Source organism: Streptomyces sp. MGP-P1 (genome assembly GCF_057766565.1).
In genome coordinates, this window is sequence record NZ_JBYMEM010000005.1 from 1,004,777 (window position 1) to 1,024,732 (window position 19,956).

Sequence of the window (19,956 nt, forward strand, 5' to 3'; positions counted from 1 at the left end):
TTTCGGGGTCGTGAACCAGCGAGGCCCGCTGTTCTGTGGATGAATCCGTGCGTGTGGACAACTCGGCAACCCGTCCGGGCTTGCGGTCGCGCGGCGTGGCAGCCGCACGACCGCGGCCGATGATTCCCTGCAGCAGAGAGCGACGTTTCACGTGAAACACGATGCCCCCGCGAAGCAACTACCAGGCCACGACACTCCGCACGGGTAAGTATCGCTACTTTTCGGCTGAACCACTGCTAAGCGCCGCGAGAACCAACAGAAGCCGCATACCGCCCGACCCGACAGAGCTCCCGGTCGGACGGTGCCACCGTCCAGACGGCGCCCCTCAGCGACGCCTACGCGTCCGCTCCGTCCGAGCGGCCTTGGCCCTCTTTGCGGCGAACCTCACACCCCCCGGGCTCTCTCCCACCACGACACGGACCACGGTGGAGAGAGGATCGACCAAACCCTCACCGACCTGGAGCACCTCGGTCTCCAGGACACCGAGCTTGCTGAGCGCGGCCCTGGCCCCGTTGAGCTCCTCCTCGGCGGTGTCGCCCTTGAGCGCGAGCATCTCCCCATAAGGCTTCAGCAGCGGCACGCCCCAACCCGCCAGCCGGTCCAGCGGCGCCACCGCACGGGCGGTCACCACGTGAACGGGCTGAAGCGTCCCGAGGACCTCCTCGGCCCGGCCGCGCACGACCGTCACATGGTCCAGGCCGAGCAGTTCGACGACTTCCTGGAGGAAGTTCGTCCGCCGCAGCAGCGGCTCCAGCAAGGTGATCTTGAGATCGGGGCGCACCAGAGCCAGCGGGATGCCGGGCAGCCCCGCGCCGGAGCCCACATCGCAGACGGTGACGCCTTTGGGCACGACCTCGGAGAGCACCGCGCAGTTCAGCAGGTGCCGCTCCCACAGCCGGGGGACCTCACGCGGCCCGATCAGACCTCGCTTGACCCCGGCATCCGCCAGGAGCTCCGCGTACCGGAGGGCCTCCGGAAAGAACTCTCCGAACACCGCCTGCGCCTCCGCAGGTGCCTGGGGGAGCTCTGCTGCCTCCGTCACGGGGACCGTCCTTCCATACCGCACTAGCGCACTGTGGGTGGCTGACTATCAGGCTGACAAAGATCGGCCCCGCCTGCGAACAGACGGGGCCGACAGTACAAGGATCCGGTCAGGCCGGGAGAACGACGACGAAGCGCTGCGGCTCTTCGCCCTCCGACTCGCTCCGGAGACCTGCCGCGGCGATCGCGTCGTGCACGACCTTGCGCTCGAACGGCGTCATCGGGTCCAGCTTCACCGGCTCGCCCGAGCTCTTGACCTCGTCCGCGGCCTTGGCACCCAGCGCCGCGAGGATCTCGCGCTTCTCGGCCCGGAAGCCACCGATGTCCAGCATCAGCCGGCTGCGGTCGCCCGTCTCCCGGTGGACGGCCAGCCGCGTCAGCTCCTGGAGCGCCTCCAGGACCTCACCGTCGCGGCCCACGAGCTTCTGGAGGTCGCGCGCCGATTCGCTGATGATCGACACCGCGGCCCGGTCCGCCTCGACATCCATGTCGATGTCGCCGTCGAGGTCGGCGATGTCGAGCAGACCCTCAAGATAGTCGGCCGCGATCTCGCCCTCCTGCTCCAGGCGGGTCAGGGTGTCGCTGCCGGCCTCGGCGGCGGCCGTGGAGGTGGTGCCTTCCGTCACGGATGGACTCCTTCTTACTTCTTGGACGGGTGCTTGGGCCGCTGGGGGCCCTTGCGCTGTCCGGATTTGGCTTGGCGTGAGGAGCCGGAGGCGGGCTTGCCCGCCGACTTCGGCTTGTCGTCCTGCGGTGCGTCCTGCTTCTCGAGCGAGGTCGTGGAGCCGGCGTCCGCGGTCTCCGTGTCCTTGGCTCCACCGGTCGTGGCACCGGCCGTCTGGCGCTTCGCCTTGGTCTGGCGCTTGGGCTGCTGGCGCTTGTGCGCCTGGCCCTCCGCGTCGGCGACGGCGGTCTCGCTCTTCTGCACCGTGCCGTCGTCCTGGGCCGCGAGACCCAGCTTGCCGAGGCCGGTGATGAACTTGCGCTCGATGTCGTTGCGGTCGGGGCCCTTGGCGACGATGGCCTTGACGGTGTTGCGCCGGGTCCGGCCGCGCACCTGCTCGTGGGCGGACACGCTCTTGAGGACCCGCTGGAGATAGGCGTCCTGCGCCTTGCTGCCCGGCGTCGGGTTCTGGTTGATCACGTACATCTGCTGACCCATGGTCCAGACGTTCGTGGTCAGCCAGTAGACGAGGACACCGACGGGGAAGTTGATGCCCATCACGGCGAAGATGACCGGGAAGATGTACATCAGCATCTTCTGCTGCTGCATGTACGGGGTCTTCACCGTCAGGTCGACGTTCTTCGTCATCAGCTGGCGCTGCGTGAAGAACTGCGAGGCCGACATCAGCACGATCATGATCGCGGTGACGATCCGGACGTCCATCAGAGAAGCGTCGAGCGAGGTGACCTTCTCGACGCTGTCCGTGAACTTCGCGGCGAGCGGGGCACCGAAGATGTGCGCCTGACGCGCGCTGTCCAGCAGGTCCTGGTTGATCGCCCCGATCTTCTTGCCCGAGGCGATGGAGGACAGCACGTGATACAGGGCGAAGAAGAACGGGGACTGCGCCAGGATGGGGAGGCACGAGGAGAGCGGGTTGGTGCCCGTCTCCTTGTACAGCTTCATCATCTCTTCGGACTGACGCTGCTTGTCGTTCTTGTAGCGCTCCTGGATCGCCTTCATCTTCGGCTGGAGCACCTGCATGTTGCGGGTCGACTTGATCTGCTTCACGAAGAGCGGGATCAGGCAGATCCGGATCAGCACCACCAGGGACACGATCGACAGACCCCAGGCCCAGCCGGAGTCGTCGCCGAAGAGCGCCCCGTAGACCTTGTGGAACTGAACGATCACCCATGAGACGGGTGTGGTGATAAAGCTGAACAGACTGGCAATCGTGTCCACTAATCAGGCTCCTTGAGCATTGGGCGAGGTCTCTGCGGCCGGGCTCGGAGGTTCGGAGACCGACCCCCCGGACGGCACATCAGCGGCGGACTCCCCGCCCTTTTCGCCGCGCAGGGCATTGCGCAGCAGCTCGTGCCACCGCGGACGCCTACGTGGCGGGACATGGTCCACACCGCCGGGTGACCACGGATTGCACCGCAGGATGCGCCAGGCTGTCAGCGCTGTTCCCTTGATGGCACCGTGCCTGTCGATCGACGTATATCCATAGTGGGAACACGACGGGTAATAACGGCAGACAGGCCCGAGGAGTGGACTGATCGTCCACTGGTACAGCTTGATGAGAGCAAGCAGCGGGTACTTCATCGCGCGCCCCCTCCCAGCAGCCGCTGAAGGGCGGCGTCCAGGTCTCGGGCCAGCTGGGCATGATCGGCGTCGCCCGCACCGGGCAGCGCCCGTACGACAACAAGGCTACCGGGGGGCAGCTGAGCCAGCCGGTCGCGGACCAGGTGGCGAAGCCTCCGCTTCACCGCGGTACGGACGACTGCGCCCCCCACGGCCTTGCTGACAACGAAACCCGCACGCGGCGGGGGAACAGTCTCCCCCGTCACGTGCGGGTCCGTGTCACCGCTGCGTAGATGGACGACGAGCAGTGGACGTCCGGCTCGACGTCCTCGTCGTACCGCGGTCGCGAAGTCCTCGCGCCGCCTCAGCCGATTCTCGGTAGGCAGCACGTCATGGACCTGTTGGCGATCAGGCGGACAGGCTGCTGCGGCCCTTGCCACGGCGGTTCGCGAGAATCGCACGGCCGGCACGGGTACGCATGCGCAGCCGGAAGCCATGGGTCTTGGCGCGACGACGGTTGTTCGGCTGGAAGGTGCGCTTGCTCACTCGGGGGCTCCAGAAATGATTCGTGTGTTGGCGGGACATCGCCTGGCTGTCACCGTGCGCCCACGAGGAACTCGCGTAAACGCCTTAGTGCACCGCTTCACAATCACAGATCGTGATCTTTGCCCATCGGAGGCAGGCGGCAGCAGCCATCGACAACTCGACCTGGTCACGGTACGCGCGGCTACGCCATCCGGTCAAACCGGCTTCACGTGACCCCTCATTGTGCACAGCCTGTGGACAACAACTTGAACCGCGCGGCTCCGCCTGACTACCGTGGCTGAACTCCGGTTCTTTTCCTTCCCGACTGCCGGGCCTCACCCGACCCGACCCATCCCGTCCCGAGAACCACACATTCGTGGGACATGCGAGAGAGCGTGCCTTGTGGCTGACGTACCTGCCGATCTTGCCGCAGTGTGGCCGCGAGTGCTGGAACAACTCCTCGGGGAGGGTCAGCAGGGCATCGAGCCGAAGGACAAGCAGTGGATCGAGCGCTGCCAGCCCCTGGCACTCGTCGCCGACACCGCACTGCTGGCCGTCCCCAATGAGTGGGGCAAGCGCGTCCTGGAGGGCCGGCTCGCGCCGCTCATCAGCGAGACGCTGACCCGCGAGTGCGGCCGCCCCATCCGGATCGCGATCACCGTCGACGACTCCGCGGGCGAACCGCCCTCCCCGCCGGCGCCCCGATGCACCAGTCGCACCAGAGCCAGCAGGGCCACCGCTACCCGGCGCAGCCGCGCGACGACGGGCCGCGGGGCGACACGTACGACGGTTACGGCCACCGGCCCTCCGACGACGGCATGCCGACGGCCCGGCCGGCCTACCCCGACTACCAGCAGCAGCGTCCGGAGCCCGGCGCCTGGCCGCGTACCCAGGAGGACCTCTCCTGGCAGCAGCCGCGGCACGGCGGGTACCAGGACCGCGAGCAGCCCTCCGGAGAGCCGTACCGCGAGAGCGAGTCGTACCGGGAGCGCGAGAACGAGCCGTACCGGGAGCAGCCTCCGGAGCAGTGGCGCGAGCCGTACGGCACCGGGCGCCCCCAGCAGCACGACTACCGGTCGCAGCCTCCCGAGCACCAGGGGTACGAGCTGCAGCGCCCCGACCGCCAGGACCAGCAGCAGCCGGGGCCCCGCCAGGGCGGCCACGGCCCCGGGCGGGCCGGCGGTTCGGTACCCGGTCCGATGGGCGCCCAGCCCGCCCCCGCACCCGGCCCCGGCGAACCGCACGCCCGGCTGAACCCGAAGTACCTCTTCGACACCTTCGTCATCGGGGCGTCCAACCGGTTCGCGCACGCCGCGGCCGTCGCCGTCGCCGAGGCTCCGGCGAAGGCGTACAACCCCCTCTTCATCTATGGGGAGTCCGGGCTCGGCAAGACCCACCTGCTGCACGCCATCGGGCACTACGCGCGGAGCCTCTACCCGGGGACCCGGGTGCGGTACGTGAGCTCGGAGGAGTTCACCAACGAGTTCATCAACTCGATCCGCGACGGCAAGGGCGACACCTTCCGCAAGCGCTACCGCGACGTGGACATCCTGCTGGTCGACGACATCCAGTTCCTGGCGAGCAAGGAGTCGACGCAGGAGGAGTTCTTCCACACCTTCAATACGCTGCACAACGCGAACAAGCAGATCGTGCTCTCCTCGGACCGGCCGCCCAAGCAGCTGGTGACCCTGGAGGACCGGCTGCGCAACCGCTTCGAGTGGGGTCTGACGACCGACGTCCAGCCGCCCGAACTGGAGACCCGGATCGCGATCCTCCGCAAGAAGGCGGTGCAGGAGCAGCTCAACGCCCCGCCGGAGGTCCTGGAGTTCATCGCCTCGCGGATCTCGCGCAACATCCGCGAGCTGGAGGGCGCGCTGATCCGGGTGACCGCCTTCGCCTCGCTGAACCGGCAGCCGGTGGACCTCGGGCTGACCGAGATCGTCCTGAAGGACCTGATCCCGGGCGGCGAGGAATCGGCGCCGGAGATCACCGCGCCGGCCATCATGGCGGCGACCGCGGACTACTTCGGCCTCACCGTGGACGACCTCTGCGGATCCTCGCGCAGCCGGGTCCTGGTGACGGCGCGCCAGATCGCCATGTATCTCTGCCGCGAGCTGACCGACCTCTCGCTGCCGAAGATCGGTGCGCAGTTCGGCGGCCGCGACCATACGACGGTGATGCACGCGGACCGGAAGATCCGGGCGCTGATGGCGGAGCGCCGCTCCATCTACAACCAGGTCACCGAGCTGACCAACCGCATCAAGAACGGCTGACGCCGGCTTCCGGGACTTCTCCTGAAGCGTTTCTCAAGGGCGCCTGGCGCGGACCTCCACGGTCCGCGCCAGGCGCTTTTCGCGTTCTCGGGGCCCCGTAGCGGGCTGTCCGGAGCCTCCACCGGGCCGTCCGGAGCCCCCTCCGGGCTGTTCGAAGCCCGCTTCGAGCGCCTTGGCGGCCCCGCGTTGTTCGAATACGGGCTGCTCAGAGGCCCTTCTCCACAGATGGGGGAGAAATCTTCCGTCCACAGCCTGGGGACTGGGAAGTTGTCCATATTGCGTCCACAGGGTCGGCTGCCGATACTCCATCAGGCCAGGTCACCCGGCTGGGGATTTGTGGTCAACCGTCATCCACAGCCTGTGGACAGTTTTTTCGTCCACAGGAGGCGCTCGTCGTTGTCCACCGGCGACCCACAGGTTGAGCCATGTTGTCCCCAGCTTCTCCCTGCTTCTCCACACCCTTGTCCACTGTTCGGCAACGCAACACCCGCTCTCACCGCTCGGAGTGAAAGGCATCACACCAAGAGGGTCGGTTGGGCTGTGGGGAACGTGGGTAAAGCTGGGGACAGGCCTGGGGAGAAGTGGCCCCCTCCTGTGCATCGGGTGTGCAGAACTTTCGCCCGTCCACAGAAAGCCCTGGTTTTCCACGGGCGCCACCCACAGGACCGGTGGACAAAAAACAGTCGCTGACCTGCGCAAACGACGTTATCCACGGTATCCACAAGGCCTACTACTACTACCACCCAGAGTTAGCCAGGAATCAGCTTCGAAGTGGGTGCTGTGGACAACTCGCCCCTCGACCGCCGCGAAGCTCCTGGCCCGACTTGACCCCGAGCAGCAACGACTGTCGGTGCCGTACGTCAGACTGGACCCCGGAGCCTCCCCAGCCCTCGGCAGGGAGCTCCGGTCCAGACGACGAAGGCCAGCAGGGCGAGCGAGCAACAGCAGGAGGCGGTTCCGGTGAAGATCCGGGTGGAGCGCGATGTACTCGCGGAGGCGGTGGCCTGGGTGGCCCGCAGCCTCCCGGCCCGTCCGCCGGCGCCCGTTCTCGCGGGCCTTCTGCTGAAGGCCGAGGACGGATCTCTCAGCTTCTCCAGCTTCGACTACGAGGTCTCCGCCAGGGTCTCCGTGGACGCGGAGATCGACGAGGACGGCACGGTGCTCGTCTCCGGCCGGCTGCTCGCCGACATCTGCCGCGCCCTGCCCAACCGCCCGGTGGAGATCTCCACCGACGGTGTGCGGGCCACGGTCGTCTGCGGCTCCTCCCGCTTCACCCTCCACACACTGCCTGTGGAGGAGTACCCCGCGCTGCCGCAGATGCCGACCGCCACGGGCACCGTCCCCGGTGAGGTCTTCGCCTCGGCCGCCGCCCAGGTCGCCATCGCCGCCGGCCGCGACGACACGCTGCCCGTGCTGACCGGTGTGCGGATCGAGATCGAGGGCGACACCGTCACCCTCGCCTCCACCGACCGCTACCGCTTCGCGGTCCGCGAGTTCCTCTGGAAGCCGGAGAACGCCGACGCCTCGGCGGTCGCCCTGGTGCCCGCCAAGACCCTCCTGGACACCGCGAAGGCGCTCACGAGCGGCGACACGGTCACCCTGGCGCTCTCCGGCTCCGGTGCGGGCGAGGGCCTGATCGGCTTCGAGGGCGCCGGACGCCGGACGACCACGCGTCTCCTCGAAGGCGATCTTCCGAAGTACCGCACGCTCTTCCCGACCGAGTTCAACTCCGTCGCCGTGATCGAGACGGCTCCCTTCGTCGAGGCCGTCAAGCGCGTGGCCCTGGTCGCCGAGCGCAACACCCCCGTACGGCTCAGCTTCGAGCAGGGTGTCCTCATCCTGGAAGCCGGCTCCAGCGACGACGCACAGGCTGTGGAGCGCGTCGACGCGGTGCTGGAGGGCGACGACATCTCGATCGCCTTCAACCCGACGTTCCTGCTGGACGGTCTGAGCGCGATCGACTCCCCGGTCGCCCAGCTCTCGTTCACCACGTCGACCAAGCCCGCCCTGCTCAGCGGCCGCCCGGCCGTGGACGCCGAGGCGGACGACGCGTACAAGTACCTGATCATGCCGGTGCGCCTCTCCGGCTGATCCCGGCATCCCCCGGCTGTTCGGGGGACGTATCCGCGGCAGTTTCCGGCGGGCCCGCTCGGCGCGGAGCGGGCCCGCCGTGCTGTCCCCCGCCGGGCGTAGGCTCGGTCCTGGGCGCAAACGCCCCGACGCTTATCGCCACGACGCTTAAGGAATCTCTGATGGAGCTCGGTCTCGTCGGCCTCGGCAAGATGGGTGGCAACATGCGCGAGCGCATCCGCCGCGCAGGCCACACCGTCATCGGTTACGACCGCAACCCGGATGTCGCCGATGTCCACAGTCTCGAAGAGCTTGTGGGCAAGCTGAAGGGCCCGCGGGTCGTCTGGGTCATGGTCCCGGCCGGTGCCGCGACCCAGTCCACGATCGACGAGCTGGCCGAGCTGCTCTCGCCCGGCGACGTCGTCGTCGACGGTGGGAACTCCCGCTGGACCGACGACGAGAAGCACGCCGCCGAGCTGGGCCTCAAGGACATCGGCTTCGTGGACTGCGGCGTCTCCGGTGGCGTCTGGGGCCTGAAGAACGGTTACGCCCTGATGTACGGCGGCACCGAGGAGAACGTGGCGAAGGTCCAGCCGATCCTCGACGCGCTGAAGCCCGAGGGCGACTTCGGCTCCGTCCACGCGGGCAAGGTCGGCGCCGGCCACTTCGCGAAGATGGTCCACAACGGCATCGAGTACGCCATGATGCAGGCCTACGCCGAGGGCTGGGAGCTGCTGGAGAAGGTCGACTCCGTCACCGACGTGCGCGAGGTCTTCCGCTCCTGGCAGGAGGGCACGGTCATCCGTTCCTGGCTGCTCGACCTCGCGGTCAACGCGCTCGACGACGACGAGCACCTGGAGAAGCTCCGGGGCTTCGCCGCCGACTCGGGCGAGGGCCGCTGGACGGTGGAGGCCGCGATCGACAACGCGGTGCCGCTGCCCGCGATCACGGCGTCGCTGTTCGCGCGATTCGCCTCGCGCCAGGACGACTCGCCGCAGATGAAGATGATCGCCGCGCTGCGCAACCAGTTCGGCGGGCACGCGGTCGAGTCCAAGTCCGAGAACTGATCGGACCGCCGGCCACGCGTCGGCAGCGCAACAACCTGCGAAGCACCATCGGGAGAGGTCGGCCACCATGCACGTCACCCATCTCTCGCTGGCCGACTTCCGCTCGTACGCCCGGGTCGAGGTCCCTCTCGACCCGGGCGTCACCGCGTTCGTGGGGCCCAACGGGCAGGGCAAGACCAACCTCGTCGAGGCGGTCGGCTATCTCGCCACCCTCGGCAGCCACCGGGTCTCCTCGGACGCCCCGCTGGTGCGGATGGGCGCGGAGCGGGCGGTGATCCGTGCGGCGGTCACCCAGGGCGAGCGCTCGCAGCTGATCGAGCTGGAACTGAACCCCGGCCGCGCCAATCGGGCCCGTATCAACAGGTCCTCGCAGGTCAGACCGCGTGACGTGCTCGGGATCGTACGGACCGTGCTGTTCGCGCCGGAGGATCTGGCCCTGGTCAAGGGCGACCCCGGTGAGCGGCGGCGGTTCCTGGACGAGCTGATCACGGCGCGGTCGCCCCGGATGGCCGGGGTCCGCTCCGACTACGAGCGGGTGCTCAAGCAGCGCAACACCCTGCTGAAGTCCGCGGCGATGGCCCGGCGGCACGGCGGCCGCTCGATGGACATGTCCACCCTCGACGTCTGGGACCAGCACCTGGGCCGGGTGGGCGCGGAGCTGCTCGCGCAGCGCCTCGATCTGATCGCCACGCTCCAGCCGCTGGCCGACAAGGCGTACGGGGACGTGGCTCCGGGCGGCGGTCCCGTGGCGCTGGAGTACCGCAGCTCGGTCGGCGAGGACGTGGGTCCCGCGCGCACCCGCGAGGAGTTGTACGAGCAGCTGATCGCGGCGCTCGTGGGCGTCCGCAAGCAGGAGATCGAGCGGGGCGTGACCCTCGTCGGCCCGCACCGCGACGATCTGGTGCTCGGACTGCGGGGGATGCCGGCGAAGGGGTACGCGAGCCACGGCGAGTCCTGGAGCTACGCGCTGGCGCTGCGGCTGGCCAGTTACGAACTGTTGCGCTCCGAGGGCAACGAGCCGGTGCTGGTGCTGGACGACGTCTTCGCCGAGCTGGACGCCCGTCGCCGTGAGCGGCTGGCGGAGCTGGTGGCTCCGGGCGAGCAGGTGCTCGTGACGGCCGCGGTGGCGGAGGACGTTCCGGGCGTGCTGGCGGGGGCGCGGTACGCGGTGTCCTCGGGCGAGGTGGAGCGCGTATGACCGCCCGGGGAGAGAGCGGGGCGGGCCGCCGGGGATCGGCCTCCCGCGCGAGCGGTACGGGAGCGGCGCGCGCGAAGGGCGCGGGTGCGGGCCGGGCAGGTGGGCCGGCAGAGGCGTTGCCGGATCCGGCCGCTTCCGGGACGACGGCCGGGACGGCCTCCGGGGCTCCGTCCGGGGCCGGTTCCGGGCGCCTTCGGGGATGCCGAAGCCGCCCGAGGTGACCGGGGTCGATCTCGCCCGGGTCGCGCTGCGGGCGGCGAAGGAGCAGGCCAGGGCGCGGGGTGCGGCGGCGCAGCAGAAGAAGCAGGCCCGGCGGGGCGGCGGGCTGCGCTCGGGCGCACGGTCGGACGGCCGGGATCCGCAGCCGTTGGGCTCCGCGATCAACCGGCTGATCACCGAGCGGGGCTGGGAGACGCCCGCCGCGGTCGGCGGAGTGATGGGGCGGTGGCCGCAGATCGTCGGCGCCGATCTGGCGAACCACTGCGTACCCCTGCGGTACGACGACGATCCGGACGCCCGGGTGCTGACCGTGAGCTGTGATTCGACGGCGTGGGCGACGCAGCTGCGGCTGCTGGCTCCGCAGCTGGTGGCCCGGTTGAACGCGGATCTGGGGCAGGGCACCGTACGGATGATCAAGGTGGTGGGGCCGGGGGGCCCGGAGCGCCGGTTCGGGCCGTTGCGGGCGCCCGGCAGCAAGGGTCCTGGCGACACCTACGGGTGAGGGTTCGGGCCGTCGGCGGGAGGGGGCGGGCCGCGGCGGGCCCGCGGTCGGGCTCCCTGCTCCGCACCCCCTGCCGTAAGGATCTCCGGTCACCGCGCTGAGCTGCACTTTTGGCGTAAACTTGTCGTGTACCGGGCGGGCGTATGGGTGGTTTCGTCAGGGTTCGCGCGCGAGGAAACCGGGCGGTACGGCTGGAGCGTCCCTCACCGTAGCGGGAGGTTGACAGGCCGAAGCGCTCAAAGCCCTTCAGGGCCTCTTGGAGCCCCTTCCCGAATATGGGGAGTCGTCAGCCGCTCATTCAGGGCGGCACATGCGTACTCAGGTACCGGCAAACCCCCATTCATGTCAGTGCTACCGGTAGACTGGTGAGTAATCCCGCCGCTGAGGCGGGAGTCGTCGATACAAGCCGAACGACGCAGCCGCTCCCGCCTGTCCGGAGAACGGCCTGTGCTGTGCCAGAAAGGGCGCTTCGTGGCCGATTCCGGCAACCCCAACGAGAACATTCCGTCCACAGCGGGCGAGCACGGCGAGGTCGCCGCCTCGTACGACGCCAGCGCGATCACCGTGCTGGAAGGGCTGGACGCGGTCCGCAAGCGGCCTGGCATGTACATCGGCTCGACCGGTGAGCGCGGCCTGCACCACCTCGTGCAGGAAGTCGTCGACAACTCGGTCGACGAGGCGATGGCGGGCCACGCGGACACCATCGACGTCACGATCCTCCCCGACGGCGGGGTTCGTGTGATCGACAACGGCCGGGGCATCCCGGTCGGCATCGTGCCGTCCGAAGGGAAGCCGGCCGTCGAGGTCGTGCTGACCGTGCTGCACGCGGGCGGCAAGTTCGGCGGCGGCGGCTACGCCGTCTCCGGCGGCCTGCACGGCGTCGGCGTCTCCGTCGTCAACGCCCTGTCCACCCGGGTCGCCGTCGAGGTCAAGACCGACGGCCACCGCTGGACCCAGGACTACAAGCTCGGTGTCCCGACCGCCCCGCTGGCCCAGCACGAGGCCACCGAGGAGACCGGTACGACGGTCACCTTCTGGGCCGACGGGGACATCTTCGAGACCACCGAGTACAGCTTCGAGACCCTCTCGCGCCGCTTCCAGGAGATGGCGTTCCTCAACAAGGGCCTCACCCTCAAGCTGACCGACGAGCGGGAGTCGGCGAAGGCGACGGCGGGCGCGGACAGCGCGGACGCGGTCGAGCCCGCCGAGGAGGAGACCGCACGCTCGGTCACGTACCACTACGAAAACGGCATCGTCGATTTCGTGAAGTACCTCAACTCCCGCAAGGGCGACGTCATTCACCAGTCGGTGATCGACATCGAGGCCGAGGACAAGGACCGTCTCCTCTCGGCCGAGATCGCCATGCAGTGGAACACGCAGTACACCGAGGGTGTCTACTCCTTCGCCAACGCGATCCACACGCACGAGGGCGGCACGCACGAGGAGGGTTTCCGTGCGGCACTGACCTCGCTGGTCAACCGGTACGCGCGCGACAAGAAGCTGCTCCGCGAGAAGGACGACAACCTCACCGGCGAGGACGTCCGCGAGGGCCTCACCGCGATCATCTCGGTGAAGCTGGGCGAGCCGCAGTTCGAGGGTCAGACGAAGACCAAGCTGGGCAACACGGAGGCCAAGACCTTCGTGCAGAAGGTCGTCCACGAGCAGCTGACGGACTGGTTCGACCGGAACCCCAACGAGGCCGCCGACATCATCCGTAAGGGCATCGCCGCCTCGACCGCCCGTGTGGCGGCCCGCAAGGCGCGTGACCTGACGCGGCGCAAGGGGCTGCTGGAGAGCGCCTCGCTGCCGGGCAAGCTCAGCGACTGCCAGTCGAACGATCCCACCAAGTGCGAGATCTTCATCGTCGAGGGTGACTCCGCCGGCGGTTCGGCGAAGTCCGGCCGCAACCCGATGTACCAGGCGATCCTGCCCATCCGCGGCAAGATCCTGAACGTCGAGAAGGCCCGGATCGACAAGATCCTCCAGAACACCGAGGTCCAGGCGCTGATCTCGGCGTTCGGCACCGGGGTCCACGAGGACTTCGACATCGAGAAGCTCCGCTATCACAAGATCATCCTGATGGCGGACGCCGACGTCGACGGTCAGCACATCAACACCCTGCTGCTGACGTTCCTCTTCCGCTTCATGCGGCCCCTGGTGGAGCAGGGCAACGTCTACCTCTCGCGCCCGCCGCTCTACAAGATCAAGTGGGGCCGGGACGACTTCGAGTACGCGTACTCGGACCGGGAGCGCGACGCCCTGGTGGCGCTCGGCAAGCAGAACGGCAAGCGGATCAGGGAAGACTCGATCCAGCGCTTCAAGGGCCTCGGCGAGATGAACGCCGAAGAGCTGCGCATCACGACCATGGACGTCGACCACCGGGTGCTCGGCCAGGTGACGCTGGACGACGCGGCGCAGGCCGACGACCTGTTCTCGGTGCTCATGGGCGAGGACGTCGAGGCGCGGCGCTCGTTCATCCAGCGCAATGCCAAGGACGTCCGCTTCCTCGACATCTGAGTCGGCCGTACCAGCGACGCCGCAGCTCGAAAGGACTTTGACCAGCAATGGCCGACGAGAACACCCCTGTGACACCTGAACCCGCGACGCCCGAGGAAGTCATCGTCCCCGGTGTGGGCATGCGCGTCGAGCCCGTCGGGCTCGAGACGGAGATGCAGCGCTCCTACCTCGACTACGCGATGTCCGTCATCGTCTCGCGTGCGCTGCCCGACGTACGGGACGGCCTCAAGCCCGTCCACCGCCGGGTGCTGTACGCGATGTACGACGGCGGCTACCGCCCCGAGAAGGGCTTCTACAAGTGCGCCCGCGTCGTCGGCGACGTGATGGGCACCTACCATCCGCACGGCGACTCCTCCATCTACGACGCCCTGGTGCGCCTCGCGCAGCACTGGTCGATGCGCATGCCGCTGGTGGACTCCAACGGCAACTTCGGTTCCCCGGGCAACGACCCGGCCGCCGCCATGCGGTACACCGAGTGCAAGATGATGCCGCTGTCCATGGAGATGGTCCGGGACATCGACGAGGAGACCGTCGACTTCCAGGACAACTACGACGGCCGCAACCAGGAGCCGACGGTCCTGCCGGCGCGCTTCCCGAACCTGCTGGTCAACGGCTCTGCGGGCATCGCGGTCGGCATGGCGACCAACATCCCGCCGCACAACCTCCGCGAGGTCGCCTCCGGCGCCCAGTGGTACCTGGAGCACCCCGAGGCCTCGCACGAGGAGCTGCTGGACGCGCTGATCGAGCGCATCAAGGGCCCCGACTTCCCCACCGGCGCGCTGGTCGTGGGCCGCAAGGGCATCGAGGAGGCGTACCGCACCGGCCGTGGCTCCATCACGATGCGCGCGGTCGTCGCGGTCGAGGAGATCCAGGGCCGTCAGTGCCTGGTCGTCACGGAGCTTCCGTACCAGACCAACCCCGACAACCTCGCGCAGAAGATCGCCGACCTGGTCAAGGACGGCAAGGTCGGCGGGATCGCGGACGTCCGCGACGAGACCTCCTCGCGTACGGGTCAGCGCCTGGTCGTCGTCCTCAAGCGGGACGCGGTCGCCAAGGTCGTCCTGAACAACCTGTACAAGCACACCGACCTCCAGACGAACTTCGGCGCGAACATGCTGGCGCTCGTCGACGGGGTGCCGCGCACGCTGTCGATCGACGCGTTCATCCGCCACTGGGTGACGCACCAGATCGAGGTCATCGTCCGGCGGACGAAGTTCCGGCTGCGCAAGGCCGAGGAGCGGGCGCACATCCTGCGCGGCCTCCTCAAGGCGCTGAACGCCATCGACGAGGTCATCGCCCTCATCCGGCGTTCCAACACGGTGGACATCGCGCGCGAGGGACTGATGGGCCTGCTGGAGATCGACGAGCTCCAGGCGAACGCGATCCTGGAGATGCAGCTGCGCCGACTGGCCGCGCTGGAGCACCAGAAGATCACCGCCGAGCACGACGAGCTCCAGGCGAAGATCAACGAATACAACGAGATCCTGGCCTCGCCCGCCAAGCAGCGCACCATCGTCAGCGAGGAGCTGGCGGCGATCGTCGACAAGTTCGGCGACGACCGGCGCTCCGCTCTGGTGCCCTTCGACGGTGACATGTCCATCGAGGACCTGATCGCCGAGGAGGACATCGTCGTCACGATCTCCCGCAGCGGCTATGTGAAGCGCACGAAGACGGACGACTACCGCTCGCAGAAGCGCGGCGGCAAGGGCGTGCGCGGGACGAAGCTGCGGGAAGACGACATCGTCGACCACTTCTTCGTCTCGACGACCCACCACTGGCTGCTGTTCTTCACGAACAAGGGCCGGGTCTACCGGGCCAAGGCGTACGAGCTCCCGGACGCCGGCCGGGACGCGCGCGGCCAGCACGTCGCCAACCTGCTGGCCTTCCAGCCGGACGAGAAGATCGCCCAGATCCTGGCGATCCGCGACTACGAGGCCGTGCCGTACCTGATCCTGGCGACGAAGGGCGGTCTGGTGAAGAAGACCGCGCTCAAGGACTACGACTCGCCGCGCTCGGGCGGTGTCATCGCGATCAACCTGCGCGAGATGCCGGCCGGCGGCGACGACGAGCTGATCGGCGCCGAGCTGGTGTCGGCCGAGGACGATCTGCTGCTCATCAGCAAGAAGGCCCAGTCGATCAGGTTCACCGCGACGGACGACGCGCTGCGCCCGATGGGCCGTGCCACCTCGGGCGTCAAGGGGATGAGTTTCCGCGAGGGCGACGAACTGCTCTCGATGAATGTCGTCCGGCCCGGTACGTTCGTCTTCACCGCTACCGACGGCGGGTACGCGAAGCGGACCCCCGTCGACGAGTACCGCGTCCAGGGCCGCGGCGGCCTCGGCATCAAGGCCGCCAAGATCGTGGAGGACCGCGGATCGCTCGTCGGTGCGCTGGTGGTCGAGGAGACCGACGAGATTCTCGCCATCACGCTCGGCGGTGGTGTGATTCGTACGCGAGTCAATGAAGTCAGGGAGACGGGCCGTGACACCATGGGCGTTCAACTGATCAATCTGGGCAAGCGCGACGCCGTCGTCGGCATCGCGCGCAACGCCGAGGCCGGCCGTGAGGCGGAAGAGGTCGATGGGGCCGATGACGTCGATGGCGAGCCGGCCGGGGTTCACGCCGAGGGCGTGAGCGAGGGCACTGTCGAGGGCACGGAGCCTTCGACCGGGGAGCACGAGGAGTAGAGCGTGAGTGGAGCCACGGGCGCCGGTTCGGCCGCTTCCGGAGCTGGAGCGAACGGTGCCCGTGGCCCTGCCACGGACTCCCAAGGGGGCACTGTGACGGACACACGAGGGCCTCAGCCCCAGTACGAGGGTTACGCGACCGGGCCCCTGCCCGGCGAGCGTGAGCCCGCACCGGGGCCGTCGGGGCCTTACCACCCGCCCCAGGCGTACCAGGGGCCCGACCAGTCGGCCGGCGGCACGCTGGGCGGCAAGCAGGGCGTGGGCGGCGCTCAGGCGACGCGTAAGCCACGCACAGGGGCGCGGACCACTCCGCGTACCCGCAAGGCCCGTCTGCGGGTGGCCAAGGCCGACCCGTGGTCGGTGATGAAGGTCAGCTTCCTGCTGTCGATCGCGCTGGGCATCTGCACGGTGGTGGCGTCGGCGGTGCTGTGGATGGTCATGGACGCGATGGGCGTCTTCGAGACGGTCGGCGGCACGATCAGCGAGGCCACCGGCTCGAACGAGAGCAACGGCTTCGATCTGCAGTCGTTCCTGTCGCTGCCGCGCGTGCTCATCTTCACCTCGGTCATCGCCGTGATCGACGTGGTGCTGGCCACCGCTCTGGCGACGCTGGGCGCCTTCATCTACAACCTGTCGGCGGGCTTCGTGGGCGGCGTCGAGCTCACGCTGGCCGAGGACGAGTAGCGCGCCGGGTATCGATTTTGGGACTGGCCCCGACGTGCGCTAATCTTCAGAAGTCAGCGCGACAGCGCGGCGGGGCTATAGCTCAGTTGGTTAGAGCGCATCCCTGATAAGGATGAGGCCACAGGTTCAAATCCTGTTAGCCCCACAGAACGAAGACCCCCAGTCACCAGTGGCTGGGGGTCTTCGCGTTGACGGGGCTGGGTCGGTCCAGGCTGGCCCACGTCGTGTCTGGCCGGGGCCGGGGCCGGGGCCGGGGCCGGTTCGCGTGGGCGAGTTGGGCCGGGCGGACGGGCGGGTCCTTGGGGGCCTGGCCCGGGGAAGGCCCCCGGACTGGGGGGCGCGGCCCGGTGCCCGTGGGAGGTCGCCGGGGCGCAGGACCGGCTCGGGACACACGGAAAGGGCCCCCGGCCGGTGTGAACCGGACCAGGGGCCCCGGAGTGCGGTGGGTGCCGGGATCAGGGGGGTGGCGCCGGGGAGTCGCCTTCCGGGGCTGCGTGGTGGGAGCCGGCCGGGCCGGTCGTGCGGGCGGCCTCCGCGGGGTCGAGCGACAGGTGCCGGGTGGCCGGGGAGGAGCCGTGGGCCTCGGCTCGGATGCGCTGTTTCATCGTGGGCGGCAGGGCCCGGTCACGCGGAAGGGTCCATCGGACCGAGGGGGCGATCGGGGTTGCCGCGGTGGCCGCCGTGTGCTCCTGGGTCGTGGTGCTCGGCTGCGCCGCGGCGTTCGTGGCGTTCGCGGTGCCCGCCGTGGCGGTGGCGAGGCCCAGCGAAGCCAGGAGGGCGAAGAACGCGGTGATGAAGGCGGTCCAGAGGTTCTTGGGCTGGAAGGTGCTCATGGCCCCTCGCTTTCGTACGGTCCGGTTGCTGACTTCTCCGATCATGTGGATCCGGGCCGTGGTTTCGAGGAGCGACGCCCGCTCTGCGCCGATCTTCCGATGAACACCACTCGTATGGTGCAACCGGAGTGGACGGGCCCTCGCGGACGGTCGGAAGAGGGTGCCGGGAGGTCTTTCCGGACGCCGTGGAGGGGGGCTCCGGGGCCCGCGGGCAGGTAACCGATCGGTATCGGCCGGTGTGTATAGTCGGCGACAGAAGGCCCATACGCCAAGGAAAGACGAGGTCGCGCGGTGAAGAAGCTTCTCCTGGTCGCACTGGCCGCCATCGGCGGGCTCCTCGTGTACCGCCAGATCCAGGCGGATCGCGCCGAGCAGGATCTGTGGACGGAGGCGACCGACTCCGTGCCCGCAGGTTCGGGTGTGTGAGACGGCACAGTCTGTTACGGGCCCCGGTCGCTGAGCGGCCGGGGCTTCGTGCTGCTCGGGGCCCGCTCGTCGGCGTGCGGGCCCTTTGTCGTGCGCGCGTGACGAACGCTCCCCTTGGTCTTCCGGCCTCTTGAGTTCACTGGAGCACATACATAAATTGCTCTGGTGAACCCCGGTTGGGTGTCGGCGAAGGCCGGAACGCGGACAAGAGGGGCAATACGGCTGTGACCGGAGACACCGGCGGTCCGGGCGGGGCAGGATGGACCGGCATCGCGGCCGGGCGGTCGACGGCACCGGCGCGTGAGGACGACGAGGGGAAGCGCGTGAAGAGGCAGCGCAACAGGGGCCGGGTCGTGGCCGCGACACTCGCGGCGATGTGCGCGGCGGCGGCCCTGCCGGGGCAGGCGCACGCGGCCGGCCCCGGGGTCTACGCGTTCGACCCCGACGCGAAGAACGTGCAGGGCGCGGCGACCAACGTCGAGGCGTCCACGCTGGACGAGGGCGTCCCGTACCGCAGCACGATCAAGCCGGGCGAGAAGCTCTACTACCGGGTCACGCTGGACGACGCCTCCGCCGCCTACGTCTCGGCGGTCGCGGTGCCCGGCGACAGCGGCGCGGTCGCCTACGGCGACGGCATCAACGTCAGTCTCCGGGAGACCGACGACACCCGGTGCGGTTCGGAGCGGGCGAACTTCGGCGCGGGCGCGTACGCGCGCCCCATCGCCGCGTACGTCTCCCGGACCATCAAGGAGGGCAGCTCCAGCTGCCAGGAGAGCGGCCAGTACGACGTCCTCGTCGAGCGCGAGAGCAAGGATACGGCCAACTCCGACGCCTGGGACCTGGAGTTGCGCTTCCTCCAGGAGCCGCGCTTGAGGAACGGGACGGCCATGCCGACCGACGGGCCCGAAAGCTGGCCCTCGGCCTCGGCGAAGCCGCTGACCGGGAAGCAGCAGAAGCGGTCCGGCGGGGCCGGGTACTCCGAGGCCACCGGTCTGGAGAACGGCCGCTGGCAGGACACGGTCGCCCCGGGGCAGACCCGCTTCTACCGGGTGCCGGTCGACTGGGGCCAGCAGCTCCACGCCACCGCGGGGCTCTCCAACAGCACGGGCGCCACCAAGGAGTTCGTGGGCAACGCGCTCACCCTGTCGCTGGACAACCCCGCCCAGGGCCATGTCTCCGAGGCCACGCTCTCGTACTCCGGAGGGCCCGCCTCCGCGTCCCTGAGGCCGCTGCCACCGGTGGCCTACCGCAACCGGTTCGCCCCCTCGGCCCAGGTCAGCGCCATGCGCTTCGCGGGCTGGTACTACCTGTCGGTCTCCCTCAGCCCGAAGCTCAAGGAGTCCTACGGCGCCGAGCCGATCCCGTTCGAGCTGGCGGTCCAGGTGAAGAACAGGGCCGAGACGTCCCCGTACGAGGGGGACACCGGGGTCTTCGGCGTCACCGACCAGGACCGGGATGTGGCCCGTAAGGGGAAGAACGCCCGGGAGGCCGCGCGGAGCGGCCCGATGACGGTGGTCGCCGCGGCCGGGATCGGCACGGGGTCCGTGCTGCTGCTCGGGCTGGGCGGCTGGACGCTGCTGGCCCGCCGCCGCGCCGCGGGGGCCCCGGCGGCGGGTACGCCGGTCGCCGGGTGGCACCAGCCGCCGCAGGGCTGGTAGCCGGCCCGGTG

The 19,956-nt window shown here is 69.1% G+C and carries 16 protein-coding genes, 1 tRNA gene and 1 pseudogene; 11 read left to right on the forward strand and 7 right to left on the reverse strand.

Translation table 11 applies throughout. The features are described 5' to 3' along the window. Window positions 1-325: 325 nt before the first annotated feature. From rsmG to rpmH, 6 genes are all read right to left on the reverse strand, one after another. Window positions 326-1,042, reverse strand: a complete 717-nt coding sequence (gene rsmG, locus AC3CH1_RS14025; protein ID WP_488463197.1) for a 16S rRNA (guanine(527)-N(7))-methyltransferase RsmG — start codon at window positions 1,040-1,042, stop codon at window positions 326-328. A gap of 109 nt (window positions 1,043-1,151) precedes the next feature. Beyond that, complete coding sequence (locus AC3CH1_RS14030) at window positions 1,152-1,667, reverse strand: Jag family protein (protein ID WP_488463198.1); 516 nt, start codon at window positions 1,665-1,667, stop codon at window positions 1,152-1,154. Window positions 1,668-1,681: 14 nt separating this feature from the next. Continuing rightward, window positions 1,682-2,944, reverse strand: a complete 1,263-nt coding sequence (yidC, locus tag AC3CH1_RS14035) for a membrane protein insertase YidC (protein WP_488463199.1) — start codon at window positions 2,942-2,944, stop codon at window positions 1,682-1,684. A gap of 3 nt (window positions 2,945-2,947) precedes the next feature. Next, entirely contained in the window at window positions 2,948-3,307 is a 360-nt protein-coding gene (gene yidD / locus AC3CH1_RS14040) for a membrane protein insertion efficiency factor YidD (protein WP_078625761.1), read from the reverse strand. Continuing rightward, complete coding sequence (gene rnpA / locus AC3CH1_RS14045; RefSeq protein WP_003967883.1) at window positions 3,304-3,675, reverse strand: ribonuclease P protein component; 372 nt, start codon at window positions 3,673-3,675, stop codon at window positions 3,304-3,306. The genes yidD and rnpA overlap by 4 nt, the downstream gene beginning before the upstream one ends. A 19-nt stretch (window positions 3,676-3,694) precedes the next feature. Then, window positions 3,695-3,832: a 50S ribosomal protein L34 gene (gene rpmH / locus AC3CH1_RS14050; RefSeq protein ID WP_003967884.1), complete on the reverse strand. Its 138-nt coding sequence runs from the start codon at window positions 3,830-3,832 to the stop codon at window positions 3,695-3,697. A gap of 381 nt (window positions 3,833-4,213) precedes the next feature. On the opposite strand from rpmH, the pseudogene dnaA reads away from it, so the two are divergent. The 9 genes and pseudogenes from dnaA to AC3CH1_RS14095 all read left to right on the forward strand — a co-directional run bounded on the left by dnaA (window position 4,214) and on the right by AC3CH1_RS14095 (window position 17,173). Beyond that, a pseudogene (dnaA, locus tag AC3CH1_RS14055) lies at window positions 4,214-6,084 on the forward strand (chromosomal replication initiator protein DnaA). A gap of 960 nt (window positions 6,085-7,044) precedes the next feature. Beyond that, on the forward strand, window positions 7,045-8,175 hold the full coding sequence (dnaN, locus tag AC3CH1_RS14060) for a DNA polymerase III subunit beta (RefSeq protein ID WP_488463200.1): 1,131 nt from the start codon (window positions 7,045-7,047) through the stop codon (window positions 8,173-8,175). A gap of 161 nt (window positions 8,176-8,336) precedes the next feature. Continuing rightward, on the forward strand, window positions 8,337-9,221 hold the full coding sequence (gene gnd / locus AC3CH1_RS14065) for a phosphogluconate dehydrogenase (NAD(+)-dependent, decarboxylating) (RefSeq protein WP_018957318.1): 885 nt from the start codon (window positions 8,337-8,339) through the stop codon (window positions 9,219-9,221). A 67-nt stretch (window positions 9,222-9,288) separates the two neighbouring features. Next, entirely contained in the window at window positions 9,289-10,419 is a 1,131-nt protein-coding gene (gene recF, locus AC3CH1_RS14070; RefSeq protein WP_488463201.1) for a DNA replication/repair protein RecF, read from the forward strand. Between the two features lie 199 nt (window positions 10,420-10,618). Beyond that, window positions 10,619-11,140, forward strand: coding sequence for a DciA family protein (locus tag AC3CH1_RS14075; RefSeq protein WP_488463202.1), 522 nt, complete (start codon window positions 10,619-10,621; stop codon window positions 11,138-11,140). 447 nt (window positions 11,141-11,587) lie between these two features. Next, on the forward strand, window positions 11,588-13,657 hold the full coding sequence (gene gyrB / locus AC3CH1_RS14080) for a DNA topoisomerase (ATP-hydrolyzing) subunit B (protein WP_488463203.1): 2,070 nt from the start codon (window positions 11,588-11,590) through the stop codon (window positions 13,655-13,657). Window positions 13,658-13,704: 47 nt separating this feature from the next. Then, entirely contained in the window at window positions 13,705-16,344 is a 2,640-nt protein-coding gene (gyrA, locus tag AC3CH1_RS14085) for a DNA gyrase subunit A (RefSeq protein WP_488463204.1), read from the forward strand. Window positions 16,345-16,437: 93 nt separating this feature from the next. Continuing rightward, a complete protein-coding gene (locus AC3CH1_RS14090; protein WP_488463205.1) occupies window positions 16,438-17,028 on the forward strand; it encodes a DUF3566 domain-containing protein in 591 nt (196 codons plus the stop codon). 71 nt (window positions 17,029-17,099) lie between these two features. Further along, a tRNA-Ile gene (locus tag AC3CH1_RS14095) sits at window positions 17,100-17,173 on the forward strand. Window positions 17,174-17,483: 310 nt separating this feature from the next. On the opposite strand, the gene AC3CH1_RS14100 is transcribed toward AC3CH1_RS14095, so the two are convergent. Further along, window positions 17,484-17,861: a DUF6344 domain-containing protein gene (locus AC3CH1_RS14100; RefSeq protein ID WP_488463206.1), complete on the reverse strand. Its 378-nt coding sequence runs from the start codon at window positions 17,859-17,861 to the stop codon at window positions 17,484-17,486. Window positions 17,862-18,152: 291 nt separating this feature from the next. On the opposite strand from AC3CH1_RS14100, the gene AC3CH1_RS14105 reads away from it, so the two are divergent. Together AC3CH1_RS14105 and AC3CH1_RS14110 are read left to right on the forward strand one after the other, a co-directional pair. Further along, window positions 18,153-18,287, forward strand: a complete 135-nt coding sequence (locus AC3CH1_RS14105) for a DLW-39 family protein (RefSeq protein WP_003958712.1) — start codon at window positions 18,153-18,155, stop codon at window positions 18,285-18,287. A gap of 323 nt (window positions 18,288-18,610) precedes the next feature. Beyond that, the gene (locus tag AC3CH1_RS14110; protein WP_488463207.1) at window positions 18,611-19,945 is read left to right on the forward strand and encodes a hypothetical protein; all 1,335 of its coding nucleotides are present in this window, start codon (window positions 18,611-18,613) and stop codon (window positions 19,943-19,945) included. Window positions 19,946-19,956: the final 11 nt, after the last annotated feature.

Excerpts from the sequence above, each read along its gene's own strand:
- gyrA (WP_488463204.1), top strand. The coding sequence starts at position 13,705 with ATGGCCGACGAGAACACCCCTGTGACACCTGAACCCGCGACGCCCGAG.
- AC3CH1_RS14075 (WP_488463202.1), top strand. The coding sequence starts at position 10,619 with ATGCCGAAGCCGCCCGAGGTGACCGGGGTCGATCTCGCCCGGGTCGCG.
- yidD (WP_078625761.1), bottom strand. The coding sequence starts at position 3,307 with ATGAAGTACCCGCTGCTTGCTCTCATCAAGCTGTACCAGTGGACGATC.
- AC3CH1_RS14100 (WP_488463206.1), bottom strand. The coding sequence starts at position 17,861 with ATGAGCACCTTCCAGCCCAAGAACCTCTGGACCGCCTTCATCACCGCG.
- gnd (WP_018957318.1), top strand. The coding sequence starts at position 8,337 with ATGGAGCTCGGTCTCGTCGGCCTCGGCAAGATGGGTGGCAACATGCGC.
- recF (WP_488463201.1), top strand. The coding sequence starts at position 9,289 with ATGCACGTCACCCATCTCTCGCTGGCCGACTTCCGCTCGTACGCCCGG.